Genomic DNA, 26,725 nt, shown 5'->3' on the forward strand with positions numbered 1-26,725 from the left:
ACGCTGTCTTGACTCACGAGGACTGCTTCCAGCAATCGCCCTGTCGTGCCCGCCCACTCGCTACTTCGAGCCAAAGAACTGTTACACCCCAAGTGCGCTCAAGCCGGGTTCCTCGATGATGGCGAGCTCGGTGCTCATCTGGCCGGCGCCCCGGACTTTTCGCTCCGGTGCAGACCAGGGACGAATCGTCGTCTGCACCCTTGGCGCAGCCCACGTTCGGGGTGGCGTCACTGCCCTCGACGGTGGAGTCTTCAGATTCAGCCTCGCGGCGCGCCATCTACTACCGCCGTGGTACTTGTCAGCATAGTCGGTGAAGAGCGCCTCTGAGGGTGCCACCTCCACGACTATGGATCTGATCGAAGATGGCGACGCTTACTAATGCCGCATAAACCAATGGTGTCAAGCCTCCTGCCGATGAGTTCTAGTCGATGACCATCGCAGCCGGCGTCGTTCAGCCTTCGGATTCTGCAGTTGCTTCTGCCCATTCGAGTGCGGCGACAACGTGCCCTTCGTTGGGCAGGGCGACTTTTTCGTCTGCGGGCAGTTTGTCGTAGGTGTAGGCGGCGACTGCCATAGGTGACGTGGACCGGCCGAGGCTGTACCGGACGCTGCGGTCGTTCTTGGTGCCACAGATAAGGATGCCGATGGTTTCGTTGTGGTGCTCACGGCGGAGAGTGTCATCGACCAGTGCGACATAGAAGTTCAGCTTGCCGGCATACTCTGGCTGGAACTTTCCTGTTTTGAGTTCGATGACGACGTAGCGGAGTTGCTCGATGTGGAAGAACAGCAGGTCTACGTAGTAGTCGTCTCCGTCGACGTCGAAGTGGACTTGTCGGCCGACGAAGGAAAATCCGGGTCCGAGTTCCTGCAGGGTTTCGGTGATCCGGTTGGTGAGGGCGTTTTCGAGGTCGCGTTCTGCGACTTCCCCGGAGAGCCCGAGGAATTCGAAGTTGTAGGGGTCCTTGGCCATCTGCTGTGCCAGTTCCGAGTCCGGGGAGGCGAGTTGGCGGTTGAAGTTAGATGGTGCGGTACCGGTGCGTTCCATCGACCGGTTCATCATCATGTTCAGCAGCACGTTTCGTGACCAGCCGTATTCAGCGGCTGCGGCGGCGTACCAGTTGCGCTCTTCGGCGGTGTTGGCTTTGTCCAGAATGGTGCGGATGTGGCCCCACGGCAAATGTGCCACAGCCTGTGGCACATTTGTGTCGTTGTCCCAGGCCCGCACCATCGCGGTCATGTATTGCAGGTTGCGGTAGGAGAGGCCTTTGATGTCTGGGAATGCGATCCGCAGGTCTGTGGCCAGCCGGTTCAGCACGCCGCTCCCCCACCCGTGTTGTTCCTGGCGGGCGAGGATGTCGCGGCCGAGGGACCAGTAGAGCTCGATCAGGAGAGTGTTGACGGTTCGCTGGGCTTGGGTTCGTGCGCCGTGTACCCGGTTCTTCAGGGACTCCAGCAACTGGTCATAGCCTGCCGGGAGGTCAATTTCTGAAGAAGTCATGCCCCCACCCTATCGAGCGGCAATAGTGCCACTGGCTGTGGCACTATTGGGAGTCGCGTCTCGTTTGCTTTTTGAATTTGCGGGGCAAAGATGTTGGCCGGTTTCATGGCTTGGCGCCTCGGACGTCAGGGAACCAGCCAGCCGGAGCCATTTTCGGTTCCAAGAGCTCTGGCTCCCGGTGTTCTTTCATATCGCAGTTGAAAAACGGCCCCTGCGGGTCGAGCAGGACGCGCATGTGGTGGTCTGCGTGGTCCCTCCACCACACACTCATACCGGTCGCCGGGTCCAGACGTAGATGCTCCCACGAGCGCCACAAAGCCGCCACACGCGAGACGGCCTCCGGGTGGAAATACCACTCGATGCACCACTTGGCGGACTTTCCCGTGACGCTGCGGACATACGTGGGCAGCAGCTGCTCATGAAGGAACTCTTCGGCCGAGCCGAAGACGAGCTCCGGTTCTTTCTCCGCGCCAAGGTCGGCATGAGCCGGGGCCGGTGTGTCCGTGTCGTAGAGGTCAAAGTCAGTTGCCACGTGCGGCGCCCTTCCTATTCCGTGTCCCATGGATTGGCTGCCGGTGCAGCGGGGACAGGGGCCGTGGGTTCTTCGGGGCGGGGGCTGTACTTCTTGATGGATGCCTCCACCGTTTCCTTATGGGGACCGGTGTACCAGGGCATCGTGCGGACGAGCGTGGCTGGTGCGCCGGAGGCGAGGACGACGGCGCGGCCACGGTCCAGTTCGGCGAGGTTGGAAACGTCGAAGATGCGTTCCTTGCTCTCTTGGCGTGAGCGGCTGGAGCCGGACTTGCCGGAGGAGGTGGAGACGTTGATGTAGCTGTAGTCACCGATCAGGTCCGAGAGTGCCCGGAGGAAGGCTTCTTCTGCCACGCCGCCGCCGTAGACCTTGACGTTCGCCGCTGACCAGATTTTCCGCATATTTGCCTCTCCCCACAGCTCGACGCCCTGGGACCAGGACTGCAGGATGCCCATGACGATCAGGCCCTTGGAGCCGTAGTGGCTGAACTGGTCCGGCAGGGCTGCCCAGCGGACCACGTTGGCCAGCTCATCCAGGGCGAACAGCGCCGGCTTGGGCAGGCGGCCGCCGCTGCGCTCGGCGCGTTCTTCCATGGCCTCGGCAATGGCCACCGTCAAGGCTGTGGTGAGGGGTGCGGCCGACCCGGCACCTTCCTTGGAGAGGATGTAAATCGTCTCCTGCGACGCCGCGAAAGCATGCGGGTTGAACTGCCGGCGGGTATCTGTGGATACGGTCGCTCCACCGGTGGGGGTGACCCAGCGCAGGGTGTTCCGGCTCTTGAGGCATTGGATCATCTTCTCGGCCGTACCGAAGATACCGTCACGCTGCTTATCAGCCAGCTCGAGTGTGGATTCAAGGCCCTTGTACTGCAGCTCGTAATCATGTTCGCGAAGAATATTGATGGGTTCACGGTTCACCTGTTCGGTAACCCACACGTACACCTGCGTAATGGGCAGCTCCCCGAGCGCGGCCGCGAGGAAGTACGAGGACAGAATATCTTCTGCTTTGGGATCGAAATAGGCATCAGGCTTGGACCCAGGCACGCGGGAGCCGACCGAGAAGTGCTGGGTGAGCTTGTACGCCTTCTCCTCGTCGGTAACGTAGGAGAGCGGGTTCCACCACCAGTCCGGTTCTTCCTGGGCGATCTTCTGCGGATCGAACACCCACACCGGAGCCGTGCTCTCCCGGACGCCACGGGTGCCGTCCACGACGTCGCGCTTGTTCGAGGTCGAGACCACGGCGCCGGGTGCGTCCAGAACGGCGGGCATGACCCGTGACGTTGATTTACCGGTACGGGGTCCCCAGATATCCAGGCTCAGGTCTTCCCAGGACTGAATAAACTTCTGAGCCGTGGAGACGACCTTGCCCACGACAATGCCGGGCGTGTCAGTGACCCCCAGACGCTCGGCGGTCGCTTTCGCGCCTTTCTCGGAGAACGCGGCCAACGCTTTACCGCGCCCCAGGTAGCGGGCGGCCTTATCGACGCGGGCACGCTTGGAGGCACCCTTCCGCCAGGCCACCAGGGCAACGATGGTCAGGGCCAGAACCACGGCGGCCATGAGGCAGGCGACGACCGTGGCCTCGGTTGGCCACGGCACCCGTCCCTTGGCCAGTCCGGCGATCAGATCGATGGGGTGGGCTGGTGGGGCGGCGATGCCCGCCATCCACGAGCCGAGGTGCAAGGCGGCGTAAGTTCCGCCGCCGAAGACGACGATGAAGCCGATGGCCAGCCAGACCAGCAGAGCATCGCCCATGCCCATCCCTTTACGATTCGGTGCGCTCATCGCGTTTTCCTTCCTCTGGGGCCCTTGGAGATGACGTCTCTATTCCCGACCGTAGCTTTTCTGTTCGCGGCTTCGTTCTCGGCCCTCTTCTTCGCTTTGGCGGCCTCGATCTTTTCCTCAGCGTCTTTGGCCTCGCCCTTCCAAATTGGTACAAGTGAGCAAAGCGTCAGGACTATGAAGAGCCAGCCGATAACGGTGCTCCACAGGGGAACGGCGGCCCAGGGGGTCTTCCATGAAGCAGGAAAGTTAAAGCAGACAGCAGTGACAAAAATGCTGAGTATGGTTAGACCATTTTTCGTCCAGGTGATTTTGTGGTTGGCAGTGTCGAACACGCGGTGGACAACTACGGCGATTAGAGCGAAAGCCACAAGCAAAGCGAGCCAAAGAAGTAGCCAGCCTTTCAGGTCGTTGTAAAGCGCCCAATCGCCCCAGATGCTGGCGATAATGCTGAAAAGTACCGCACCGCAGAAGAACGTCACCACCGCGAAGACGTACCACCACTCTGTGGGGGTTGGGGCTCTCACGCGATTCCTCCTTGAGTGGGCAGGGCCGGGGCTGCGGATTCGAGCAGGGTTTCCGGTGCTGCATGCCATTTGCCGTCGGTGTCGTTGACCCCTTCGGGGCCCTTCTCCAAGGAGGTGAGTCCGACCTGGACGGGGATCCCGGGACGGCCACCGACCTTGATGAGGAACTTTCCCCGGCCCGGAGGTTCGACGTCGACGCCGCGTGAGTCCCACGCGGGCGGATCCTGCCAGCCAATGAGCTTCTGCTGCTCCTGCCGGGACAACGGAATGGCGGAGGTCAGCAGCGGCATTTCCGAGGCCGGAAGGCCGCCGCAGATGACCATGCCGGAACGTTCGACAAAGCCGCGGGCTTTCATCCGGTCCTCTTCTGCCGGCAGGGCCAGCAGGTCGGACATGGTGTGGGAAATCATGATCTGCCCGACGCCCACGGAGCGGTTCAACCGCGTCAGCGCGTCTACACGGTCCACCATGCCCTTACCGGCACGCAGCGCCCGCCACAGCTCGTCCAGGACCACGAAGTAGTTCCGTCGCGGTTCCAAACCTGCATCGGCGAGGGCGTTGGCGACGTTGACCGTGCCGAAGCCGTAGGACCAGCACGCGAGCAGGATGGCGGCCTGCAGGTCCGTTTCGGTCTCGTCAATGCTGGAAACGTCGAAGACCACGGCCCGGTCACGGACCATGGGCTGGCTGGTCTGGCGGGAGAAGATTTCCCCCAGCTTCCCGCCACCGGTCAAACCGAGCAGGGTTGCCTCCAACGCCCGGGTTTCCTGCAAGTAGATGTTCATGTCGCCCCGGTCCAGGGCGACCTGCCGCAGCTCGTCAGGTGCGGAGACGATGACGTCCAGCAGGTCCTTCAACACCGGGACACCGTCGAAACGGTCATCGAGGACCCGCAAGGCACGGTCCAGCATGGTTTGTTCCTGGTCGGTGGGCGGGTTGTTTCGGCTGATCGTGATCAGTGAGACCACCATGGTCAGTCGGCGGCCGTGCGCGTCGGCTCGTACGCGGGCTGCGTCTTCGTGGTGGCCGTTGTCTTCAAGGAGCTGGGCGGCGTCGACAGCCTGGCCCGGGTCAAGGATGTTGAGGTACCCGACGCCACGGCCGAGCCGGATAACCTGCCCGCCGAGTGCCCTCACGGCTTTGACGTGCTCGCCTTTGAGGTCACCAAGGATCAGGGGATGAACCCCTTGTGCGGAGAGTCCGATGAACATCCTCCGCACGACCGTGGACTTTCCCAGCCCGGGCTTGCCCAGGATGAACGCCGAGGGGTTCGAAATCAGGCGTGCGCGTTGGAACCAGCTGATCGGGTCGCAGCAGACCGTGGCCTGGGTTTCCTCGTGGCGTCCCAACGGGACGCCGATCATGGGCGAGGACGCACCGGAAGAAAACGGCCACAGACCGCAGACCTGAACCGTTGTTCCCCGGTACTCCTTCACGGACGGGACGAGCTGGGCCATGCCCCCGCCGCGCCCGGGCCAGCCACGGGCACCAGGCCCGGCCTCACGCGGCGGCTTCTCAGCCTTCTTCGGGGCAGCCTTCGCAGGGGAAGTGCTGTGCTTCGAGGAACGGGCGAAGAGTTTCGGGAAGGCCATTACAGAGCATCCTTAATCTCGGACGGGACCATGCTGTGCTTGGGCAGTACCAGACCCAGAGGCAGGGACGCGGCGAACGCGGTGTCCTGCGAACCGTAAGCACGGCGCAGCAATACCCGGGCGGTGCCGGAGGTCTGTTCCACGGCCGCTACGGCGTCTGCGAGGCGTTCCCTATCGGTCACGGTGGCTGTGACGACCATGCCGAAGTTCACCAGCCCGGCACCTTGGGCTTCTTCCTGGGCGGTCTGCGCCGCTGAACGGGCATCCACCAAGGCACGCGCTGAAGGACGGGTTCCGGAGGTGATGCGGACGTTGGCGTTGTTCTGGTCCCGCTCCACCACGGCAGCGGCCCGGGCCGAATCCATCGGACGGTACAGCAGCGAGACACGCTTGCGGTCAATGTCCCCATGCGGGGCCAGCAACCGGGACAGGACCGAAGAGTTTACCGATCCACGCGGGGCACCGGTCATGGTCCAGGACGCGGAGAACGCGGAATCGTGCCGGTAGTCATCCCAGCTTGCCTGCGTCGCGGTGGGGCCAACCTCGCCCCAGCTCAACGACACCGGGGAACCGGCCGCGTGGGCTTCATCAATGATCAGCGCAGCCGGAGGATCGTAGGCGATCCTCACAACCTCGCACAGCTCCTGTGCAGACATCGGCCGGGCGATCCCGGCACCGGTGGACTGCAACCGTGCCGACAGGCCGGGGATCCGGGATGCCAGGTCGCGGGCAACATCTTCCGGCGTCCTCTTCTTGGCACCGGCCCGGATCGCGGAGTTGAACGTCAGCGACACCCAGGCGCGGACCGTGGCAGAACCTTCCGGGTAGGTGTCCACCACCTCGTTGAGCATTTCCCGGGCGAACGCAGGTGCGTCCGGGTCGATGTTCATCAACACTTCGTTCCGCAGCCTGTACCCCGAATCCGGCGCGGTCTCCACCGTCACCGCTGCGGCGTCCAGCCCGGCCTCATCGGCCAGCCCGGCGAGCCAGCCGCCCCAGTTAGCGACCCACGCATCGACCTGCTCCGGGTCCACCAAGGACGCCCCATCAGGTTCGGTGGAGAAGATCACGGTGAAGTGGCTGGTGGTGGGAACGTGCAGCAGGGCGAAGGGGCGCTTGTAGGAATCGGTGAACTCGTACAGGGTCGACTTCGCGGCCAAGCCCGGGAGCTGGTACATGCCCCATTCGGTCACCCCGAGCGGTCCGGACCGGTAAAGGTTCGTCCCGGAGGACTTGGAGACCTTGAAAGCCAAACGAGTTCCGGCGCGGTCAACGACGGACTGGCCATGCTTGTCCTTGACTGTCAGCAGCAAGGCGCTGACACCGGCAAAGGCAAGAACGCCCAGGCCGGCGAACAGGCCCCAAATAGCGAAGCTCACAATGCCCAGCAACAGGCCGGCAAAGACGATCGCAGTGCCGATCGCGCCGAGGTTGGCCAGCCCTGCCGAGCGCGGTACACGCCAGTTGCCGTAGGACGGTTCTTTGTAATCGGTGCTAATTGCTGCCACTGGAGCCCTCCCCGGTTGAATCCTGCGCGGTCTTTTCAATTGCCTGGGACGTCTTGGACGCCACCTGTGCTCCTGTAGCTACAGCCACACCCACGGGGCCAGCTGCTGCTCCCCCACTGGCTGCTGCTGTCCCTGCACCGGCACCAGCTGTCGCTCCGGCAGGGCCGGTGCCTGCCATCCCTGCTTTGGCTGCTGCAGCCGTGCCAGCGGCTCCACCCGGACCCGTAGCACCCGGGATGGGCTGCCCTCCCCCGCCACGAGGGCCGGACGTACCATCACTGCCCTTTGGAGAGCTGCCCGGTTGCGTGCTTTGAGTGTTCGACGTGCTCGCTGACGATGACGGGGTCGGTGAAGCATTGCCCCTACCGCTACCGCCACGGCCAAGCGAAACCGCACCGGTGGCAATGGCCCCAACAGCAGCACCTGCACCAGCACCCCCACCGGAGGCCACCGCACCAACCATTGGCGTTACAAAACGCATCAGAGCAGGCAGCGCGAACAGCGCCACCACCATCAATGTGAAACCAGTGATGGAGCCGATCAATGCATCCTTCCCTCCACTGTTCCCCATCAGCAGGAACGCCACTGAGTAGACGATTGCGGCGGCCGGTTTGTAGAGAATAAAGGCGATGGTCCAGCCCACTGCTTTCTGGAACCACTGCCGACCCATCTCGGTGTTCGTGAACGCGGCCGTGGTGGGCAGAATGCCCGCCAGAATCACCAACATGCCGCTGCGAACGACCATCAGCACAATCTGAACAAGGGATGCAAGCAGCCCGATGAGACCAAGAACGATGAGGATGAAGACCCCAACACCGGTCTGGTTCGCCATGGTCAACAGCTGCATCGACTCGGCAAAGCCCTTGCCGTCCGTGGAGCGGTCAATGGTCGCGGCAGAAAAGGCATCCGCCGCAATCACCAAGATCGAAATCACCCCCAGACCCAGCCCTGAAACCAAAGTCAGAGTGATAAGCGAACGCAGCAGGTCTTTTAGGGGTGCGCCGCGCTGCTCCCAGATCAACCGAATACCGCCAAGGATGACAGCCAGGACGGCCAAGGCCAACGTCCACGGCATCAACTCGCTGTTGACCAGGGAAACAACCGGACTGGCTGCAGAACCGTCTTGGCTAGTTAGGTTCACCGTGGGGGTTGAGACCCAGAAAGTAGACAGAGTCGTCACCATCTGGCTCATGCCCTCCATGATGGCCTTCGCCATGTTTGCCATGGCATCGTCACCGAGGCCGCTGATGAAGTCTTCAGCCCCGCACTTCCAATCCAGCGGTGCACATACTTTTTCCGCCATGTCAGGCCCTTGACCACGGGATGAAGCTACTCAGATCCCGGATTTGGGCGATGTCATTAAGCAGTTCACCGGAATCGGAAAACTCTACTTTCCAGTCTCCATCGATCCACTTGAGCGGAAGGACACCATGGCCGTACTCACCCGTGGACGCTTCGAAGGCCAAATCCACATGAGCCGCCGTAGCTGAGTAGGACTTGAGGACAAACCCACGTATTTGGAGAGCAGAGGAATCTGCACTGGACGGAGTACGGATATCTTTCAATGCTGCGTCACGTCCAGGTCCGGGAACTACGAGCTTTTCGAGGAGTTCCTTCTGGACTTCGGCATCACTCATTGCACCGAGAGCCACCATATTGACCGCTGCGTAAAGGGCCCCCGTTGGGGAATGGGAGAAGCACGACCGGAAACCATTGGCACCCTTGACGCCAGGACCGAAGGTCTCTGGGGCCGTCGGGGCAGCGGTCCGGCCTACAAGTTCCCATTTCGTCGCAGGCGCTTTCCCCAAGGCTGTTTCGGTGGAACCAGGAAGCCCGCAGACGCTCTTGCCAGAGGCAGCGGAGGCACTGGGGCTAGCCGTGGCGGCACTGCTGGATTCTGCCGGTGCTGGTTGGGCGTTTCCTTGTCCTTTGGGAATCAGGAAGATGACGACTGCTGCTGCGATCAGCGCGACCACCAGCGCGGCAGCTATGATGAAACCGGGCTTGGTGAACGGATTACTTTCGGTGGTGCTCTCAGCTGACTGGCTCAAGGTGAACCTCCCGTTGTTGGTGATGGCTTAGACGAAGGCGCGGACGATGCCTGCGGCACCGGTGATGATGATGCAGCCGAGCAGGACCCAGCCAAGCTTGGCCAGGGACTGGCCGCCTTCGCCGCGCTGGAGCTGGATGACCATGGTGATGCCGACGATGATGACACCGAGAACGCCCAGGACCAGGCCGATACCGGATGCCCAGTTCAGGACGGTGAGCAGGCCGCCGGCTTCGGCAGGGACGACCGGCGTGGGGTTGGGGATGGTGCTGGTGGTGATTGCGGTGATCGAGTTCATGATGAGTGACCTTTCAGTGATTGGTGCTTGGGCTGGTTTAGGTAACCAGTGCGGTTACGTCGGTGATGAAGCGCTGGTATTCGCGGGCTGGTGGTGTGGAGGTCGAGTCTCCGTGCCGCCATGCCTCGACCCAGGGAAGGAGCCAGAGGCGGGGCGCTCCCCCGCCGACGATGGCCGCGAAATCGCGGAGTGATTTAGGTGTTTTTCCAGGTGCGTCCGCGAGGACGGCGAGGCCGAGCAGCTCAACAGCAGGTGCGGCACCCGATGCCCATTGGGTCAGGGCGCATTGAGCTGTGGTGAGGCCGCGCATGTCCGCCCGGCAGACCAGCAGCACGCGGGGTTTGCTGCCGTCCTGCAGGACAGGCCAGCAGTGCCCGGTGGGGCGTGCCCCGGTGAGCAGGTCAGCGGTGCGGCTCTCGCCCGCTCCGCCGTGGCTGCCGACAACCCATAGGGCTGGGGTACCGGACATGGTGCGGCTTGCCAGACGATCTGCGGTGTCGGGTTCGACCATGCCCTTGAGCGGTGTGCTGATCACGGCAGCCGGCGGGACGTGCACGTTAGGTGTTTCTTCGATGCCCTCGTCCGGGCTGGTGATCCAGGGGTTCAGTGACAGTTGCATGGTTCCTCCTTCCTTCAGTTCCGTATGGATGAGTTAGAAGCCTTTGGCGACGGCGGCCGCTGCAGCCAGCCATGCCCGCTGGGTGGCGGGCTGAAGAGCTTCGTAACGGATGGGTCCATTCACCAAGGCAGGGTCATAAGGAATGCGGACGACGGCGCGGACCAACGGGGCGAACCCGTCAGCGATCCGCTGCGCTTCTGCCTTGGCGCGTTTGAGGGCGTCGCCGGTCATGCCCCGGCGTGCGTCCGTGGATTCGGAGACGATGACGACGGCGTTGCGTGCCAGGTCAGCGTCGTGGCCGCCACGCGATTCCAGCGTCTGCAATGTCAATCGGGCCGCTTCAGCACGGTCCTCCATGGCAGTGACCGGGACGACGAGCTGGTCCGTGTGATGGATCATGCGCCGCCAATTAGCAGACCTGGCCGTGTTACCGGAGTCCATCACGATCATCCGGTAGTACTTCGTGGCGACGCGGTGAACGATATCGACTTCCTCGGCGGTGACCTCGTGGTCGCCTTCCTCGTTCTCGTCCGAGCGCAGAACGTCGAACTTGTCAGCCGTTTGGTGGTGCACGAAGTGCGCCAGATCGGCGCTGTTCGCTTCCGGTGACAAGAGCCTGGTCGAAGAATCCACCAGGTCCAGAACGCTGGCGTTGTGCGGTCCCTGTTCGGTGCGCCACCCCAAAGTGCCTTGGGACTCGTTGTTGTCCCACGCCAGCACCGGTCCGCCTCCGTAGCGGGCGAAGACAGCGCAGAGGTTCACTACGGTGGGGGTCTTGTTAGCGCCGCCCTTACGGTTGACGACAGCGATCTTGCGCGGACCGGGCCAGTGCTGGCTGACGGTGCGGATATCTTCACGTTCTGAGAGTTCTTCGGCAGAAGGGTCCATCCGGAGCCCCATCCGAGTGAGTGTTCCCCGCCAGCCCTGTGTTGCAGGTTCCAGCACCGGAGCGCTGACGAGGAATGAGGTTTCCTTCAAGCTACGCCGTGTCAGCGGTGCCTCGGTGACAGCCTGGGCTGACTCCGGTTCCTCGGAGGCCGACGAAGGCTTAGCTTCAACGGGGGCGGGCGGCCATGGCTGGCGTTCCACTGCCGCGGCCGTTTCCTCGATTACCGGGGCCGGCTGCGCGGGAACCGCTACCGGTTCAGGAGCCGCCACAGGGACTGTCTCAATGACGGCCGGGGCTACCGTCTCGGGCGCGGTCGCCGGAGCCTGCGCACGGCGACGTGCCGGGCGCGGTTCGTAGGAGACAGATTCGATCCTGTTGTCCGGGTGCACGATCAGCTCGCCGTGCCCTTCGGGATCCTCGATCTGGACCCGAACCGGGCGTTTCAGCGTCTGCGCTTCGCCCACGACGAGTGCCAGGGCATTGTTGCGAAGGTCCTGCAGGGAATCCCCGTCGGGGACGACGCGGGAGTTACCGGCAACGACGACCTCAGCGGTGCCGTTGTCGCGGACGATGGCCTTGATGCTTGGAAAGGCCAGGACCTCGGTTGGTGTAGTACCCATGAACTTTCTTCCTTACGTGTAAGAGGTGGAGAGGTGCGGCGCTTAGGACGTTGGTGGTGTCAGTCGGTTGACCTTCCACGGAGCGTCCTTGCCCGTGCGGAGCAGCTGCAGCATGTAAATCCCGGCGTTCGTCGGGACAGCGGCTGCGACGCCGTAGCCGTTGGATTCATCGACGGTCAGCTTGGCCGGGCCGGTGACGCGGCTGGCCGGGATGTTGGCCGGATCCACTGCCGAGTAGTCAGCGGTGGCCTGCGGGGTGAGCCAACGGGCCAGATCATTGGCCCACTGTTGTTCCTCCACCGTCGGGCGGGCGAAGTCGGCCATGGCCTTCTGCGCGACGTCCACGGCCTGATCCTTGCTGGCCTGATCCCAGACGATGCCAATAGTGGCAGGGACGGTCCCACCCGGTGCCTGCGGGCCGCTGTCGACGCTCAGAGACACCGGAGCAGAGGGTGCGGCCGTTGTCTCTGCCGGTGCCGGTGTGGTGTTCGAGGCTGGTGCGCATCCGGCGCACAGCAGGGCTGCTGCTGCGATGAGGGCCATAGTTTTTTTCACTTCTTCTCCTCTTGGTTGGGCAGATACAGGAACGCGGACGGGACACTGCTTTCGACGGTCCGGGTGTAGTAGTTGTGGTCATCCGGGGGCGGGTTGCCGTTGTAGCCCTCTTCGACGTAGGTCCCGTCGTCCTTGACTTCCTTGACCACGGCGACATGGCCGTATTGCGGGTCCGATCCCCCGGTGCCCGGGGCGTACCAAACCACTGCACCAACGCGGGGTGTTTTGCCGGAGGGCCAGCCCTTGGCGTCCCAGCCGGCCTTCCACGTTAGAGCCGAGCCGAGGCCCTGCCCGTCCGGGCGGAAATTGCCGTTGAGGAACTTGAACGGTGCATTGGTCGAACCCATCTGCTGGTTGACCCGCCACAAGGCGAAGTCCACGCATTCTCGGTAGAACATGCCCAAAGGCGAGGCAGCAGCGGAGCCTGCCCCGACCTGCAACCAGGTCGGAGAGTCCTTCCACGGATAGTCATCCCCGGCCCCGGACTTCCCCAGGATCCCGCAGTCGCCGCCTTCGACCGAGAACTTGCCGTCCGAGAGCGCCTGGACGATCTTGACCGCTTCGGGCCAGTACTTCTGGTAGTGGTAGGGGTCGGCGTTGCGCTGGACCTTGTTCCCGGCGATGGTCGGTTCCAGCAGCTCCCAGCCCGGCACGGCCTGGAGCGTCTTGATGAAGTTCGTTGCACTGATGGTCGGGTCCATACGGTCCGTGTAGGAGCCCCACGCGCCGTTGTCCCGCTGCTGGAACAACCCACGGGAGTCCGGGCCGGGACCGTCGCCGTAGTCCAGGACACGAAGACCTGACTCCCCCAGGGCCACCATGATGCTGATCGTCTGGCCCTTCACGGAGAGGTTCAGCGCTTTACCGGCCCCCATGACAGCGGCGGCGTTCTTCAACTGTTCCGCGGAATACCCCTCGACTTTCGTGTTGCCGTCCACGACAACGGAGACAGGTTCACAGTCAGCTGCAGCCGGCTTAGTGGGGGTTAGCAGCAGTAATGAAGCCATCAGGAGACTTAGAAGCAGGACGGGAACAGCTAGGAACGATACCGATCCAAGCTGTTTCCCCTCGTTCATGAGTGACCGCCGGCCACAAGAACCGACTCTGTAATGGAATCGGACCTGATCGATTGCTTCCTGAGGTCGTACTTCAAAGAAGCATCAGGATGCTTCACATCCAGGCGACGGACGGCTGGACGTCGGCTGGCCGGCTGTCGGCGCTCATCATCCTGCGACTCCTGCGTGTAGAGCAGCGACAGCTTCTGCAATTGTGTTCCTCTCTATGGCCTGCCAAGTTCAAAGTCACCCAGCCATTAGTCCAGGCCGGCTTCGCACGTGACCTATCCCTACGTTACACACTTAAGATATATAATTTAGTACTTTAAATGGTAAATCACGATAGGAAATTGTCCACTTGAAGAAAGGTTCGGCACAATGGGTTCCATGCCTAAGACCGTGCGCCCAGCAGATCCAGCCTGGTCCGACGATCTTGATGCAGCTGCGATCGCATATGGGACCCCAGTGCGCATGCAGATCATGAGACACCTTCGCGTCTCGGGGCCTCTAATGCGTTATCAACTGGAGCAGGCTACGGGCATCAAGCAGCCACTCCTGGTCCAGAGCCTCAATAAGCTCGAAGCGACGGGAGTCGTTCTTGTGAACCTCCCACGTGAAGAGCGATCTACCAGGGCGCTGACCTATACTCTCGACCAGTCCCGCGCGGACCACCTCTTGAGCTTGATGGCGGGGTATGTCCGTGCCCAGGAGCCATGACGCCCGCCTGCCCCCAGTGTCAGGCGGACAGCACTCTTGTCTGGCATGACGTTTAGGTCCGAACCGCATGGTTCGTAGATGCAGGTCTATATCCATCCATCGCCCTATCTTCACGCGCGTGTCACACATGTGTGAGTACTGCTAAGACGATAGCAGCGCAATGAGGACAGACCAACTGCTGTTGGGGCGTGGCGCCTAAACGCCTTCGTCCAGGATTTTCGCGATAGCCTTCAAGGCTTCTGGATCGACTGGGCCAAGCGCTCTGGCTGCGAAGTTCCTAACCTCGGCTCGCCTCATACTGCGAATGAGCTCCAGCTCTGCTTCCACTCGCTCAGGGAGCTTGCCGCCCTCCTGGAGAAGGTACTCCGGGTCCACGTCGAAAACCGCAGCTATGGCGCGGAGTGCTTCCTCGGGGACTACCTGTTCCTTTCCCGATTTCAGGAGAGACCATCGAGTACGCGAGAGGTAATATCCAGCCTTCTGGGCCCCGTCGCGAATGGCGGGGTAATCGAAAGGTTTCCCTGTATCCGAAACGATAACGTCCAGGAGGAGATTGATCTTCCGAGCGAGCGTTTCCGCACGCTGGATGCCGGCCGCCCGATGCGGCGAGAGATCAAAATCGCTCAACTGATCCAGCTCCAATTGTTCGCTCCGGTAAAACATCCGAAGGTGACGAGTCCTATAAGCGCACCGACCAGAGCCTCGCCCCACGTATGCTCACGAAGGGCGGTTCGACTGAACAGCATCATCGGTGATAGTACCAAGAGCCACGCAAATGGTGGACCGAAAACGTCCGTTGCCCATAGGACGCTGAAGGTCAGAACTGAAACGTGCGCTGATGCGTTCAGCCGTCGTCGCGCGAGATCGAGGCACGCGTTGCCCGCTACTAGTCCGATGACTGTGGCCGGAATGGGCTGGGGAGCGTCGAGCAGGATGCACGCACCAGCTCCGGCAATGGTCAGTAGAGCTACGATCTTCGTCCGCAGGTTCGTCGGCCAGCCCAATATCTGTGCCAGGGAAGCGAATCTTTTGTACGCGAGCCCCGGGATCGCGATGATTCCCACTGCAAGGAGCAGAACCCCGAGGATGCCAATGCCGCCCTTTATGCCTGCCAGTATGACGACCACCAGCAGGACCGGGGCAGGAGTGAAAATTTTTGAGAAACTAGTTGCCCACAGGGGCCGGTACATTGATCGGACCTGGTTCTGCAATTGATGCCTCAATATCGTCTAGAAACTTGCTTTCATCAGCGGATAGAAGGTCGGGATTTTCAACCCTTATGTCGTCAACGAAGATGATCCACCGGTACAACTGTTCCTTGGTGGAACGCGGGTGCAGACTGAGTGCTGCGGCTTCCCTTGCTCGCTGTCCTGCGTCAGTCTTTAGGAGCCTAGTGACAATTGGCTGGAGCCTTTCAATGGCGTCACGCCGTCTTACACGGGCGGTCGTCTGCTGCCGGGCACGCTGATAGGCCGGAAGTGCAAAGCCGATAGAGAAGCCCACGAGAGTGAGGGCGATCAGAGATCTATAGCCGACGTAGAGCACCTCCGGCTGATGAGCGACTGACTTTGTCGCTTCTTGGGCAACTAGAAGTAGTTTGATGGCCACGGCCATGACTCCGACGAAACACGACGCCGCAATTATGTCGAAGCCGATCCGGAACGATTCTGATTCCCCGACACGAGTGCGACGCAGGCACTCGACTCCTGTGTAAGCGGTGATCAATCCGATCCAGGCGAAAAACAGGCCCTGGTACCAGGCGATGGACGGATCCGCAGCAAAAACATCAGTGAAGTTTGTAGCGGAGCCGGGCGTGTGAGCGGCCAGGAGCAGGGCAGCCTGGGCGCCCGCCATTACCACCCCGGCCAGCACCAAGAGGCGCCATCGTGTGCGAGATGCCCCTGTGGCTGCAACAACCAGACGGCTTAGTTCCGTCATGCCGAGCCCCAGAACGACATGCACGACGAGGTTCAAAACGTTCCTGTTGCCCAGCCAGTAATCCACGCTGGTGTAGACAGCGTCGATGTTGAGAGTGGTGCCAGTCGCGACCAAGATCATGGCCGTGAGGATTCCAGGCTTCCATCCGAAACGCAGCCCTACGATCCTAGTCAGCACTACGGCCCACAAGACAAGGGAGGGGAGCAGTTGTAGAAGGCTCATCCAAAGACTTTCTCAAAGTTGCTGGCTGGAGTTGGGGCCCCTTGCATGACAAAGCTTGAAAGCAAGTACGCCACTTCTTCCGCGGCCTTCTCAAGTTCGTTCCATCGCGGGGAACGGGCCAGCATGCGCTTTATACCCCTTTGCCCCCCGAGATGTTTGAAGACCGAGGGCATTGGCGATACGAGCCCTTCACAGCCTTGATGCCTCAAGAGAATGTGTCCGAACTCGTGGCAGATGACGTGCATGCGAAGCAGCTTTGGATGACTCTCTGGAACAAGAATGTGGGACTTCATATCTGTCTCTAGCCACAGGCCGGATAACCCCGGCAAGGTATCGCTAGGAACCAGGCTGATCTTGATGGGCTTGCCGTGCGCGTGTTCCACGGCGGCCAGGAGGTCATCAAAAGAAACCATCTCTGGCAACTGAAGATGATGAACGGCGGTGCTGGGCGTTCGATGTGGGCACTCCAGGTTGCTGTTTCGGTCCCAACTTCTTCGCATTAAGTACTCCACTACAACAAGCTCACACATGTTTCACGCATGTGTGATTAGACTACTTACCGTATGCAAGATCATGTCACGGCGGGCCCTCAGGCCCTGTCCACATATACCAGCAATACGGAGGCGGCGCTTGTCATGCAGAAGGGTGATCTGGAAGATATGGTGAGTGCCGGACCCGCACCTACCGACTCCGCCAATGCTGCTGCCAGGCCATCCGTAGCGTCCAGCGGATATGCAGGGAGCATCCGCACCGAGACTCGGCAGGATCCTAGAGGGCGACACGCGGAGCCGTTTTCTGTAAACAAATCCCCAGATGGGACTCTGCGCGGTGCTAGGTTCGATTCAGTCGATAGCTGTAAACAGAAATCCGATCGACTGCACGTGGCACCAACGATGAACCAGCTACAACCCCTGGTTGTGCGAGATTCAAAGGACCTGACAAATGAGCGCAGTAATCAATCGTGGAGGCGGTCGCCCCAGCAAGGGCCTCCGCAAATACATTGGCTTCCGCACGCCGGCCAAGACCGCGGAGGACGTTCACATGATCGCCGCCGCAAAAGGCATGACTGTCACCGACTATGTTGCCTCTGCAGTCGACCGATCCTTGCGCGAAGATTTGGCCTTGCTTGGTCAGTTCACTCAGCAGGATGAACTCCCGATCCGTATGGCCTCATAGATACAAGGAAGGCCCGCCATAAGCGGGCCTTCGAAGCTGAAGATTCACGATCCGGATAGCTTGCCGGCAGACAGATCGTAAATCGTATGGAAGTCCTTGACAGGCCTTCATTTGTGCAACAAAACCGATCTGGCAGGATCGGCCCTTCGTCATTCCCTGAACAGGAACAAAATCATCGTACAACAGCACGCTCCCGTGCTGCCAGCAGCCGACGCTACTGGCGTGTCTCAGGAGCCATCCCAGACCTCCAACGCCGCTCAGGCGTGGGCTGCGTTGACACCTCTTCTCGCAGGTCAACCCCGCGTCCGCCTCTCCCGGGACGGGGGAAAGACTTATCCCCAGAAGCATGAACGCGCTCTGACTGAGACCCTCCCCACTTTTCCTGCGGCCGTCCGGATCTTCGGCAAAGACGGCAGTTGCTCGGCTATCTTCCTTGACTTCGACTCGTCGATTGCAGGCATCGACTGGGTCGAAGCCGATGTGAAATCACTTCAAACGTGGCTGCACAGCTGTGGGGCTCGGTGGATTGAAGATCGCTCGCCCAATGGCGGACGGCACGTATACATCCCACTGGAAAAACGGATTGCCTTTTCTGAAGCACGAGATGTTGTCGAGGCATTAGGCACCCGGTACCGCACATTGGACAAGACTCCGCACCAGAACATGCTTCACGGTTGCATGAGGACCCCAGGGTCACCGCACAAGCGTGGCGGCTACCAGGAACTCGCCATGAGCCTCAGCACGGCCTACGACATTGCGAGACGCCCAAACAAGGAACAAGTATGGGCAACAATTCGCGCAGACCTAAAGGACGAACTCGCCGGCGTACGAAGGCTGAGACTCGCGCAGCCACTGTCGGCAGACAACGAAGCGTATGAATTACCACAAATGGCAGGTCGGATGTCCAGGCCCATGCAGCAGATGGCGCTATCGGGCCTATACGACGCCAACCGGTACGCATCAGATTCAGAGGCACGCCAGGCTGTCCTGACCGCTGCGGCCGCTGCTGGCATACAACTCATCGATGTAGAACGGCGGGTCCTTCAGGGTGTCTGGCCCGGGCTCGCGTCTTTCTATGCCCGCTACCCCTCCAGCCACAGACTTCCCGCTCTGAAGCGGGACTGGAAAAACGCGATCACCTACCTACGAAAAAACCAGACCAACAGTGAAGGGAATAACAATGTACGTAAATCCCCCACAAGCCAGCCAAATACACAGCCCCCACTAGGAACTGCGTCTAACCTAGATGCCGCCAGCGAGCACCGCTATCTGCGGACTTGGGAAAACGCGCTGCGACTAAGGGAGTCCACTTACGCTAGCTCCCGCACTGGTCTGGCTAGGCGGATGGTTCTAAGAGCTCTCGGAGCAGCCGCTCACATGTCTGCTTCTCGTTTCGTTGAGTTCGGTGATCGTTCAATCGCAGTTGCGACAGGTCTTGACCACACAACCGTGGGCTCCCACCTGCGGGCTCTGCGTTCTGAAAAGGATCCTCTAGTGACCTTGGTGGAGCGCGGCCGAGGGACCAAGGGCGACTTATACATGTTGACAATTCCTGAAGGCCTTCGGCCAGGTGCCGAAGCTTTGTCCTGGCGAAAGGGGAAGATGCATGCGCTCAGACCTGTCTTCAGGGAACTGGGCCTGCCTGCAGCATTTGTTTATGAAGCACTGGAGCGCACTCCCGGTTTGACCACCACGGAGTTGGTGGGTCAGACAAAACTGTCCAGGACGGCGGTGAGCGAAAGTCTGGAGACCTTGGCAGCCTGGAACATGGTGTCAAGGAATGGTGGAAGATCTTGGACAGTCATCGCTTCGACGTCCCTCCACGAACTTGCTGAGTACTTTGGAGTTCTCGAGTCTGTGGTCGGCCAGCTTCAGAGGTACCGCATCGAGCGGGTCATCTGGCGGGAGTGGCTTTCAAAAAATGTGAATACGATAGCGGAACTCCTATCCCCCACCGAAGATTACCCTTGGGAAGCCTATGAAGGACCACCTGACGAATGGACCCTTGCTGATATGGCGTTCACCAGAGCGATGTGACCCTGAGCGGGAGGATCACAGCTTCGGTACGACGAGACCGTTTTCAAATGGAGACAACGCCGTTTGTTTGTAAAGGTCGTGTACTCCATCTGAGGAGGATTACTTCGATCGGTTCCATCGTTGATGTGCTGCTTGGCGTGACATTCCAGTTTCTGCGCCTATATCGGCCCATGTCAGACCACAGTCTCGTGCGGCGTCGACCGCCTCGTTGAGACGGGCGGCTGCCCGGTCATAACTGCGAGCCGCCATCTGCAGTGCCCAGGTCTGTACGTGTTTCTGCCATTCGCTCATGATGGCTTCTTCTACCGATAGGGGCGGTATAGCTGGTGATCCGATCAGTGCTTTTGCTCGGTATCTCGCCATGTCGGTACTGCCCGCGCCAAGGACACGTTGCCACTTTCTACCAGTCCAGCCGCATTCGCAGCTACCTTGCCAACCTGCGGCTGCGCTTTCCGCCACCAGTTCGTAGCCCGGCCTGTGCGGGTCTCGTTTGTGTCGGCCAGTGATTCCTTGGACGCTGATCGTCCCGTCATGTTGGTGGCTGGATCCCAGCCGACCATCGTTTAAAAGGACTCCAAGTCGTCCGCAGTGGAATCCGTCTCCCAGATCCCATTCCATGCGGCGTCCTATCTGTCAGGTTTTGTTGACGATCCCCCATTTTACGGGTTCAGGCGCTACAGCTTGCCGCGGATAACCGGCGCTGCTACTTGTTCGCCCGCAAGCGCCGCAACTAACGCCTCGGCCTAGAGCCCCTTAGAAACTCAGGAGTAGTTGATGCAACTACCGTTAAATAATTATGTCATGACAGAAAGATTGATAGATCACGCCCGGGCCCTGTGCACCTCTGCCTCAGCCCGGGAAGCTGCGGCCGCAATGGGGCTAACTGGTCGTTTGCCCAAGGAGTCGGATGGCAACTGCCCAGGGTCTCTCACGCCATGTCCCGTTGGGCGAAGCGATAGTCTGCTAATAAATAATTATGTCATGACAGAAAGATTGATAGATCACACCGGGCCCTGTGCACCTCTGCCTCAGCCTGGGAAGCTGCGGCCGCAATAGGACTAGCTGGCTATTCATAGGGTCTCTCACCCCATGCCACGTTGGGCGAAGCGATAGTCTGCTAATAAATAATTATGTCATGACAGAAAGATTGATAGATGTATTGATGGATTGATAGATGTATTGATGGATTGCGAGATGTATTGATTGCTTGATAGATTGATGTCTGGATCGAATGATTGAATGAACGATGTATTGACTGATCTTCATCAATACCCGGCAAGCTTTGGAGGGCCAGTATGAGAGTTACGGCTATAGGTAACCGCAAGGGCGGTGTGGGCAAGACGTCAGTGACACTGGGCCTAGCTACAGGCCTGCGTCTAATTGGAAAGCGCGTGCTGGTAATCGATCTCGACCCTCAATCGAACGTCACGGAAGCACTTGAAGGGGCTGGAGAGTTTGACGTGTTCGATGTGCTGTACGGGGGAGAAGCTGGGACACTCGGGCAAGCCATCACCCAAACTACATGGCCGGGTATTGATCTGATTCCAAGTTCTGAGTCCCTGGCACGACTTGAGTCGGAAGCTCTCTTGACGCCCGAGATGCGGCTCAAGACTGCAGCATATGGGGCGGACGAGCTTCAACAATACGACCATATCCTCATAGATCTTCCACCGGCCCTCGGGCGACTGACGTTGAACGGACTCATTTGGGCGGATCGTGTACTTGCCGTCACTGAACCAGCAGCGTTCTCTGTGAAGGGCGTGACGGAGTTCCTCGACACAGTGAAGAAGGTCAGGTCACTTCCGCACTTGAATCCTCAGCTGGAATTCCTGGGCATCATCATCAATAAGACGAGTTCACCCCTCACTTCCGAACACTCCTTCCAAATAGGAGAGCTTGAGGATACCTACGGCACTGACGTAAGAGAGCCTTATCTTCCTCTCCGAACGGCGATGCAGGACTCCGTCAGTACACGCTCGCCACTCACGAAGCTAGCCGGACGGGGAGCGGCGATCATGACCGAAAAATTTGTTGCGCATGCACGCTATCTGGACGGGGTGAATTAATCATGGCTTTGGATCGCAAATCATCAATCCGCAAAGCACCAGCCGCCGACGTTGTGGACGTTCTGACATCCGCGGAGAAGCGAACTGTAACTGTGGAACCGGGGGAGGTTACCCAGGCCACCGCTGCGAACGCACAAGTCGAAGAGGAACCGGCCGCCACAACTGGCCTCGAACCGAGGCGTCCGGGTCCAGGAAGACCGAGGAGTAAGCGCCGCATGGAACCCTTCTCGTCAAAGATTGAGATTGGCCTTCGCGATGAATTGGATGCCTACTCGATGAGATACGGCATCACCATTACAGACTTACTGGACGAAGCCTTACGGGAGAGGCTGCGCCGCAATTAAATCTGTCTGGACATAATTATTCCTGACGCCACTCTCATACGTCGATCCGCTCACCTCGGACATCGGACAGGAGTCCTGTGACAGGCGACTAAGGGGAATCCCCGCTAGCGTGACCTTTCAACCAGAAGAGGCACGGGGGGGGAGTAGTCCATGGCGTGACCTCTCCAGAATCAGTGTCCCCGATATCTGAAAGCAGGGCCTCCGGGCTAGGTCACAACCATGTCCGGTATTAACAGTGGTCATAAGACGTTGGGAGCGTTTCTGACTAAAGGCCAGGCTCTTAATAATGGACTTCGAAATTCCCCAGACTGCGCTGTTGAGTCACGTGATCGCCCTCGACGTGGACACCCCAACTTACGACGGTCGAAGTTTGGTTCTCGGCCTTGAAGGTCCCACTTCCCGAGTCCTGGCGGCTCGCAACATTGCTACAGGGCTTTTGCCGACTGGCCATAAACCTCCGCAGTCGTCACACATCCACCATCCGGGTTCAGGTTGTCCTGCTCGACCGTGGCAAAGTGGGCACGTCTTCTTCATCTTCGTCATGAGTGAAGGTTACGGGCAGGATATGACATTCTTGAGCGATCATTTCGAGAGCGTTCAGGATCCCCGCGGTCCTTTGGGTTTGAGTAGATCGTAAACGGATCCCCCGCGGGACAGCCCGGATACAGTGCGCCGGAGTGACAAGCCATAGGTATTCAGCAACCATTGAACGTCTACCAGTAGGAGTTAGACGGGATTCTTTCTTGGCATCCGTGACCAGATCCGGGTCGGCATAACCGGGCAAACTACTACGGTGGTCATAGAGTGACGAGTCAGTGAGGACCTTCTCGATCACATCCCTGATGTTGAGCTCTAGATGCCGTGAAAAGTTCTGCTGGCGGTCTTCAATTTTCGAGTCAAGGCTGTCGGCCGTCATCCTGATCGACCACCATCCGAGCGATAGTGTGTGATCTGTGCGCGTGGATCTTCCGCTAATCACTCATTTCCCCAAATACTCAGGTCTATGCTCGCAATCGCTACACTTCAGACATGGCAGACCTCGGGAACCAGATGAAGACTCTAGCGTTGCTCGGTGCGGGTGCAAGTATGGATGCTGGGGTACCTGGTTCAACGGCGATGACGCAGAAGATCGTGGATGCCGTAGACACACCGCGAAATCGGTACTACGGAATAACGCATGCGGTGAATTACGCGATTGGCGCGATGATTGCTCATCGCACGGCCAACGGAGCTAGTGTCTACGCTGGCATTGATGTGGAAGACCTGTTTTCGGCAGTCCAAATGCTGGCGGAACGCGAATCCCTGGAGATCGCACCGTTCGTTCAATGGTCTCCCTCCCTCGCGGGCGTCCGACAGGGTGGCGATTCGATGCCAGCATTTTTCGACGATGATTTTCGAGCGGGCATCTTGGAAAAGCGAGCCTTTAATGGGCCTGGCGAGATGATCAAGAAGGCGGTGGAAGCGCTGACGGGTAGTAATTCTGCCGCCACGGATGAGCTATACACCCGTCTGCAGGAGGAACTTCTGACGGCGCTGACCGAGCTCGTAAGCGTCACGGATAAAGATGTGGATTACCTCCACCCACTGCTCCAGATGACCCAGGGCCCCGTCGAAATCGCCACCCTTAACTACGACCAGTCAGTTGAGCTTCTATGCGAGCGACGAGGCGTTCGACTCGATACGGGCATCGCGGGTTGGAGCGGCGGAAGCGACTGGCACTGGGATGACGATGCAGAAGTGCGTCTGCTCAAGATTCACGGGTCAATCGACTGGCAGATACATGAAGAAAGAGGGCTCGGCGGCCTCTACGAAACCAAGGTCATAAGCGTCGGCGAATCTGAATCTAAGGATCTCAGGTCCCTGCCGGGAGTGGTTTTCGGCGCACGCGGAAAGTTGCGGGCGGACGGCCCCTTTCTTTCAATGCTGCGAGAGTTCGAGAACATGCTGGCCCGGGCGGATCGGCTGTTGGTAGTGGGCTATTCGTTTCGCGACGCGCATATCAACGTAGCTCTAACCCGTTGGATCAACGCCGCTCCCTTCAGGAATGTGACGGTCATTGACCCCGCATTCAACAGTGACCCTCGGGTTTACGGCCGTGATAATTTTTCGAGCCAGCTGCTGTCCGCTGCGCGCCACTACGAAGGAGGCCAGCAGACCAGTAAGTTGAACCTGCGAGTTCTGAGGACTACGGCTGCTCAAGGCTTGTCGGCATCTGACCTATGGTCCAAGTCCCTAGAGGGCGTCTCCTAAATAGATTTTGAGCTATGAAACTCACGCAACGGAGGGACTCCCAAACGCTGCCCTGTTCCCAAGGGGTAGCTGCAGATTCGGCCCTCAGCCAGTCCTCACGGGGCGGCAGGTGCCGATGCAAGGTCGTACGGGCCAGTCCAGTCTTTGCCGTGATCTCCCGCATGGGTATTCCCTTCTCGAGGAGCATGAGGGCGGGCTCGAGCTTGTCGGGGACCACCACCGATGGCCGGCTGAGCGAGAGCGGCATGATCGGGCCTGTCAGCATCCCACCCTCATCCAAGATTCGTGTATTTGGCCGCCATGACATATGTAGGAGCCGTACGATGAAATGCACTAAATGCACGATGGCCGGGGGAGTCCTGCAACCTGCCGACTCTCTGTGACCATCTCATCAATGGATCCTTTGATAAGAACCACAGGGGTGACTCAGGTTGAAGAGTTCTGGTTCGAATCGTTCCAAAACTGGCAAAGCGAATTCTTGGCTGTCGCAGTCATTGTCGGGGCCTGCGTCTACCTGCGCGAACGTCGCTCCGCCGAGTCCAAGCCGGTCGCCGAACCCCACTACGAAACAGGCGCCTGACCAGCAAGGGCCAATACGTAGAAGAGCGCCCCTGGGGCGATGCGGCGAAGACCGGTTTGGATACGAGAGACGGATTCAGTGCTGTAGGAGCTCGGCGTCGGGCAATTTCTTAGCCTTTCCATGAGGGCGGCCAAGGCATCGTGAACGGCACAGGCGGCCAGGGTCAGGTTAGTTTTGTGCGTTCTGGGTGTGTGCACGTTCCCGCAGCGTCAGGACCACGAATGAGAGGGCCGCGGGAATCGTTAAACCCAAGACCCCTCCAAAGGCGACATCATGGATGTAGTGGACGCCCTGCAGGACCCGTCCCAGCGCCACAAGTGCAGCAGCACCGAATGCAAGCCAGGTAATTCCGGCACGGCGAGTCGCAAGAGCGATGACCCACACGGCGCCCAAGGCCAGGGCGGCGTGATTTGAGGGAAGAGACCAGTCCCCGTGCGACGGGCACTCTCCTGGAGGGACCAAAGCTGGCATGGCCGCGGTTGAGCGATGAGAAGCTTGATATTCTCGGAGACCAGGTAGGCTAGGGCCACACCGACCGCTCAGGGGCCATAGCCAACCGCCGATCTGGGTAGGGCCGCCACGTGAAGGCCATCGCTGTGACCGTTGCAGCAGCCAACAGAAGGAGCAACCCTTCCGAAAGAAGCTCAACGCCAGGGATGTTTGACGAGGACGATAGGAATCGGGTCCACACAACACTAAGGCTCCCCGGGAACGGGACGATAAGGACCATCGCGCCAAGCAAAGCGAACATTGCTAGAGGGAGCCGCTGCTCGCGGGCAATCAAAGTCTTCATTCTCTCGAACTTATGCGGTCATGGGAGTCAAATCATCGATCCGCGGAACTAAATGCGCTCATCCTCAGGGACTAGTTCGATCGTCGTTCGGGAAGCGGCACCCAAGCTTCTTGAACAAGCCGATTCTCCCCGACAACTCTGCGTGCACTTCAGGGTAAGTAACTGGCAATCGGTAAGGGTTGAAAGATCAGTACCAACTACTCGTGCGTCTGGGTCGGTAAGCGGGATTCCTGGATTCCGCGGTCCCATGTAACGCCTAAAGTTCCTCACGTCGGCCTGGAAGGCCCTCGGTTCCAAGGGCAGGGCCGAAAATGAGCGGTACCGAGGCGCCGCTGTCCGGCCCTAATCCGAAACCGGTAGCTGGCTCGGCGCTACATCCCCCAGAGTCGTGGTGTCACAGAGTGCCCACCTTGGGGCACCGGGACTCCGATGTGCCGGTTTTTGTAGGCAGAATAGGCATATGTGCGGCAGATACGTGATGTCCAAGGCAACGAGCGATCTTCTGAGCCATTTCGAGGCCAAGGAGGTGGAGGGCAGCCCTCCGGGGCCGAGCTGGAATGTTGCACCTACTCAGAACGTGCCGATCGTGGCTGAGCGCCTGGATGAGGGCACCCTTGACCGGCGGCTGCTGATTGCAAAATGGGGTCTGGTGCCGTCTTGGGCGAAGGATGCGAAGATCGGTTCCAAGCTCATCAATGCCAGAAGCGAATCAATCCTGGAGAAGCCCTCGTTCCGGTCGGCTGCGGTCAAACGCAGAGCCATCGTGCCGGCTGAGGGCTATTACGAGTGGCAGAAGGCCGAGGATGGCAAGAAGATCCCGAACTATCTGTTCTCCGAGAAGGAACCGTTGTTGGGCTTCGCTGGCCTGTACGAGTTCTGGCCCGACCCTGAGCTGCCGGAGGACGATCCTGAACGGTGGCTGCTGACGTGCACGGTCCTGACCACAGTCACCCAGGACGCGCTGGGCCACGTCCATGATCGTTCCCCGGTCATCATCCCGAAAGACCGGTTCGCGGAATGGCTCGACCCGGACCTGACCGACAAAGCCGAGGTCCAACACCTGCTCGATTCCCTGCCG

General features: G+C 59.9%; 24 protein-coding genes. 7 read left to right on the top strand and 17 right to left on the bottom strand.

Annotated elements, in window-relative coordinates:
- Positions 1-451 precede the first annotated feature (451 nt).
- From ACNQOP_RS19795 to ACNQOP_RS19855, 13 genes are all read right to left on the bottom strand, one after another.
- Positions 452-1,498 (bottom strand): PDDEXK nuclease domain-containing protein, encoded by a 1,047-nt coding sequence (locus tag ACNQOP_RS19795; protein ID WP_284988031.1) that lies wholly within the window; start codon positions 1,496-1,498, stop codon positions 452-454.
- Between the two features lie 103 nt (positions 1,499-1,601).
- Positions 1,602-2,030, bottom strand: a complete 429-nt coding sequence (locus tag ACNQOP_RS19800) for a DUF4913 domain-containing protein (RefSeq protein WP_284988029.1) — start codon at positions 2,028-2,030, stop codon at positions 1,602-1,604.
- Between the two features lie 14 nt (positions 2,031-2,044).
- A complete protein-coding gene (locus ACNQOP_RS19805; RefSeq protein ID WP_416405510.1) occupies positions 2,045-3,814 on the bottom strand; it encodes a type IV secretory system conjugative DNA transfer family protein in 1,770 nt (589 codons plus the stop codon).
- Positions 3,811-4,338, bottom strand: coding sequence for a hypothetical protein (locus ACNQOP_RS19810; RefSeq protein ID WP_416405511.1), 528 nt, complete (start codon positions 4,336-4,338; stop codon positions 3,811-3,813). Before ACNQOP_RS19810 ends, ACNQOP_RS19805 begins: the two co-directional genes overlap by 4 nt.
- Positions 4,335-5,930 carry an ATP/GTP-binding protein gene (locus ACNQOP_RS19815; protein ID WP_284988026.1) on the bottom strand — a complete coding sequence of 532 codons (1,596 nt, stop codon included), beginning with the start codon at positions 5,928-5,930 and terminating at the stop codon, positions 4,335-4,337. Before ACNQOP_RS19815 ends, ACNQOP_RS19810 begins: the two co-directional genes overlap by 4 nt.
- Entirely contained in the window at positions 5,930-7,438 is a 1,509-nt protein-coding gene (locus ACNQOP_RS19820; RefSeq protein ID WP_284988024.1) for an SCO6880 family protein, read from the bottom strand. The genes ACNQOP_RS19815 and ACNQOP_RS19820 overlap by 1 nt, the downstream gene beginning before the upstream one ends.
- Positions 7,425-8,741, bottom strand: a complete 1,317-nt coding sequence (locus ACNQOP_RS19825; RefSeq protein WP_284988022.1) for a hypothetical protein — start codon at positions 8,739-8,741, stop codon at positions 7,425-7,427. The genes ACNQOP_RS19820 and ACNQOP_RS19825 overlap by 14 nt, the downstream gene beginning before the upstream one ends.
- Position 8,742: 1 nt before the next feature.
- Positions 8,743-9,489: a hypothetical protein gene (locus ACNQOP_RS19830; protein WP_284988021.1), complete on the bottom strand. Its 747-nt coding sequence runs from the start codon at positions 9,487-9,489 to the stop codon at positions 8,743-8,745.
- A 27-nt stretch (positions 9,490-9,516) separates the two neighbouring features.
- Positions 9,517-9,786 carry a hypothetical protein gene (locus tag ACNQOP_RS19835; RefSeq protein WP_011777317.1) on the bottom strand — a complete coding sequence of 90 codons (270 nt, stop codon included), beginning with the start codon at positions 9,784-9,786 and terminating at the stop codon, positions 9,517-9,519.
- Positions 9,787-9,823: 37 nt separating this feature from the next.
- The gene (locus tag ACNQOP_RS19840) at positions 9,824-10,405 is read right to left on the bottom strand and encodes a DUF6668 family protein (protein ID WP_416405512.1); all 582 of its coding nucleotides are present in this window, start codon (positions 10,403-10,405) and stop codon (positions 9,824-9,826) included.
- 33 nt (positions 10,406-10,438) lie between these two features.
- Positions 10,439-11,914, bottom strand: a complete 1,476-nt coding sequence (locus ACNQOP_RS19845) for a chromosome partitioning protein ParA (RefSeq protein ID WP_416405513.1) — start codon at positions 11,912-11,914, stop codon at positions 10,439-10,441.
- Positions 11,915-11,956: 42 nt separating this feature from the next.
- Positions 11,957-12,469 carry a hypothetical protein gene (locus tag ACNQOP_RS19850; protein WP_284988109.1) on the bottom strand — a complete coding sequence of 171 codons (513 nt, stop codon included), beginning with the start codon at positions 12,467-12,469 and terminating at the stop codon, positions 11,957-11,959.
- On the bottom strand, positions 12,466-13,476 hold the full coding sequence (locus ACNQOP_RS19855) for a CHAP domain-containing protein (RefSeq protein WP_416405514.1): 1,011 nt from the start codon (positions 13,474-13,476) through the stop codon (positions 12,466-12,468). Before ACNQOP_RS19855 ends, ACNQOP_RS19850 begins: the two co-directional genes overlap by 4 nt.
- Before the next feature lie 435 nt (positions 13,477-13,911).
- Here ACNQOP_RS19855 and ACNQOP_RS19860 point away from each other — a divergent pair, with 435 nt between their 5' ends.
- Positions 13,912-14,241, top strand: coding sequence for a hypothetical protein (locus tag ACNQOP_RS19860; protein ID WP_416405515.1), 330 nt, complete (start codon positions 13,912-13,914; stop codon positions 14,239-14,241).
- Positions 14,242-14,436: 195 nt separating this feature from the next.
- On the opposite strand, the gene ACNQOP_RS19865 is transcribed toward ACNQOP_RS19860, so the two are convergent.
- The 3 genes from ACNQOP_RS19865 to ACNQOP_RS19875 form a co-directional block, all read right to left on the bottom strand.
- Complete coding sequence (locus ACNQOP_RS19865) at positions 14,437-14,868, bottom strand: hypothetical protein (protein WP_231745629.1); 432 nt, start codon at positions 14,866-14,868, stop codon at positions 14,437-14,439.
- 537 nt (positions 14,869-15,405) lie between these two features.
- Positions 15,406-16,299: a hypothetical protein gene (locus ACNQOP_RS19870; RefSeq protein ID WP_284987824.1), complete on the bottom strand. Its 894-nt coding sequence runs from the start codon at positions 16,297-16,299 to the stop codon at positions 15,406-15,408.
- Between the two features lie 98 nt (positions 16,300-16,397).
- Complete coding sequence (locus ACNQOP_RS19875) at positions 16,398-16,814, bottom strand: hypothetical protein (protein ID WP_416405516.1); 417 nt, start codon at positions 16,812-16,814, stop codon at positions 16,398-16,400.
- A gap of 529 nt (positions 16,815-17,343) precedes the next feature.
- Between ACNQOP_RS19875 and ACNQOP_RS19880 the strand changes: the two genes are divergently transcribed.
- The 5 genes from ACNQOP_RS19880 (at position 17,344) to ACNQOP_RS19900 (ending at position 24,854) form a co-directional block, all read left to right on the top strand.
- Entirely contained in the window at positions 17,344-17,577 is a 234-nt protein-coding gene (locus ACNQOP_RS19880) for a hypothetical protein (RefSeq protein ID WP_018779737.1), read from the top strand.
- 111 nt (positions 17,578-17,688) lie between these two features.
- Positions 17,689-19,614 (top strand): MarR family transcriptional regulator, encoded by a 1,926-nt coding sequence (locus tag ACNQOP_RS19885; protein WP_416405519.1) that lies wholly within the window; start codon positions 17,689-17,691, stop codon positions 19,612-19,614.
- A gap of 1,295 nt (positions 19,615-20,909) precedes the next feature.
- Positions 20,910-21,680, top strand: coding sequence for a ParA family protein (locus tag ACNQOP_RS19890; protein ID WP_284987826.1), 771 nt, complete (start codon positions 20,910-20,912; stop codon positions 21,678-21,680).
- Positions 21,681-23,053: 1,373 nt separating this feature from the next.
- Positions 23,054-24,274: an SIR2 family protein gene (locus ACNQOP_RS19895; protein WP_284987827.1), complete on the top strand. Its 1,221-nt coding sequence runs from the start codon at positions 23,054-23,056 to the stop codon at positions 24,272-24,274.
- A gap of 394 nt (positions 24,275-24,668) precedes the next feature.
- Positions 24,669-24,854, top strand: coding sequence for a DUF6766 family protein (locus ACNQOP_RS19900; RefSeq protein ID WP_416405517.1), 186 nt, complete (start codon positions 24,669-24,671; stop codon positions 24,852-24,854).
- 168 nt (positions 24,855-25,022) lie between these two features.
- Here the strand turns inward: ACNQOP_RS19900 and ACNQOP_RS19905 are convergent, their stop codons facing one another.
- Complete coding sequence (locus tag ACNQOP_RS19905) at positions 25,023-25,325, bottom strand: phosphatase PAP2 family protein (protein ID WP_284987828.1); 303 nt, start codon at positions 25,323-25,325, stop codon at positions 25,023-25,025.
- Positions 25,326-26,107: 782 nt separating this feature from the next.
- Here ACNQOP_RS19905 and ACNQOP_RS19910 point away from each other — a divergent pair.
- The coding region (locus tag ACNQOP_RS19910) for an SOS response-associated peptidase (protein ID WP_416405518.1) at positions 26,108-26,725 on the top strand (618 nt) is incomplete at its 3' end.

The sequence above is a fragment of the Arthrobacter sp. LFS091 genome (genome assembly GCF_047977885.1).
In the GTDB taxonomy this organism is placed as follows: Bacteria; Actinomycetota; Actinomycetes; order Actinomycetales; family Micrococcaceae; genus Arthrobacter.

Bases quoted from the DNA above. Each gene is read 5' to 3' on its own strand.
- ACNQOP_RS19825 (WP_284988022.1), bottom strand. From the start codon at position 8,741: ATGGCGGAAAAAGTATGTGCACCGCTGGATTGGAAGTGCGGGGCTGAA.
- ACNQOP_RS19795 (WP_284988031.1), bottom strand. From the start codon at position 1,498: ATGACTTCTTCAGAAATTGACCTCCCGGCAGGCTATGACCAGTTGCTG.
- ACNQOP_RS19840 (WP_416405512.1), bottom strand. From the start codon at position 10,405: ATGCAACTGTCACTGAACCCCTGGATCACCAGCCCGGACGAGGGCATC.
- ACNQOP_RS19900 (WP_416405517.1), top strand. From the start codon at position 24,669: ATGGATCCTTTGATAAGAACCACAGGGGTGACTCAGGTTGAAGAGTTC.
- ACNQOP_RS19870 (WP_284987824.1), bottom strand. From the start codon at position 16,299: ATGATCTTGGTCGCGACTGGCACCACTCTCAACATCGACGCTGTCTAC.
- ACNQOP_RS19895 (WP_284987827.1), top strand. From the start codon at position 23,054: ATGGCAGACCTCGGGAACCAGATGAAGACTCTAGCGTTGCTCGGTGCG.
- ACNQOP_RS19890 (WP_284987826.1), top strand. From the start codon at position 20,910: ATGAGAGTTACGGCTATAGGTAACCGCAAGGGCGGTGTGGGCAAGACG.
- ACNQOP_RS19860 (WP_416405515.1), top strand. From the start codon at position 13,912: ATGCCTAAGACCGTGCGCCCAGCAGATCCAGCCTGGTCCGACGATCTT.
- ACNQOP_RS19875 (WP_416405516.1), bottom strand. From the start codon at position 16,814: ATGGTTTCTTTTGATGACCTCCTGGCCGCCGTGGAACACGCGCACGGC.
- ACNQOP_RS19880 (WP_018779737.1), top strand. From the start codon at position 17,344: ATGAGCGCAGTAATCAATCGTGGAGGCGGTCGCCCCAGCAAGGGCCTC.
- ACNQOP_RS19805 (WP_416405510.1), bottom strand. From the start codon at position 3,814: ATGAGCGCACCGAATCGTAAAGGGATGGGCATGGGCGATGCTCTGCTG.
- ACNQOP_RS19905 (WP_284987828.1), bottom strand. From the start codon at position 25,325: ATGCCAGCTTTGGTCCCTCCAGGAGAGTGCCCGTCGCACGGGGACTGG.
- ACNQOP_RS19815 (WP_284988026.1), bottom strand. From the start codon at position 5,930: ATGGCCTTCCCGAAACTCTTCGCCCGTTCCTCGAAGCACAGCACTTCC.
- ACNQOP_RS19855 (WP_416405514.1), bottom strand. From the start codon at position 13,476: ATGGCTTCATTACTGCTGCTAACCCCCACTAAGCCGGCTGCAGCTGAC.
- ACNQOP_RS19845 (WP_416405513.1), bottom strand. From the start codon at position 11,914: ATGGGTACTACACCAACCGAGGTCCTGGCCTTTCCAAGCATCAAGGCC.
- ACNQOP_RS19835 (WP_011777317.1), bottom strand. From the start codon at position 9,786: ATGAACTCGATCACCGCAATCACCACCAGCACCATCCCCAACCCCACG.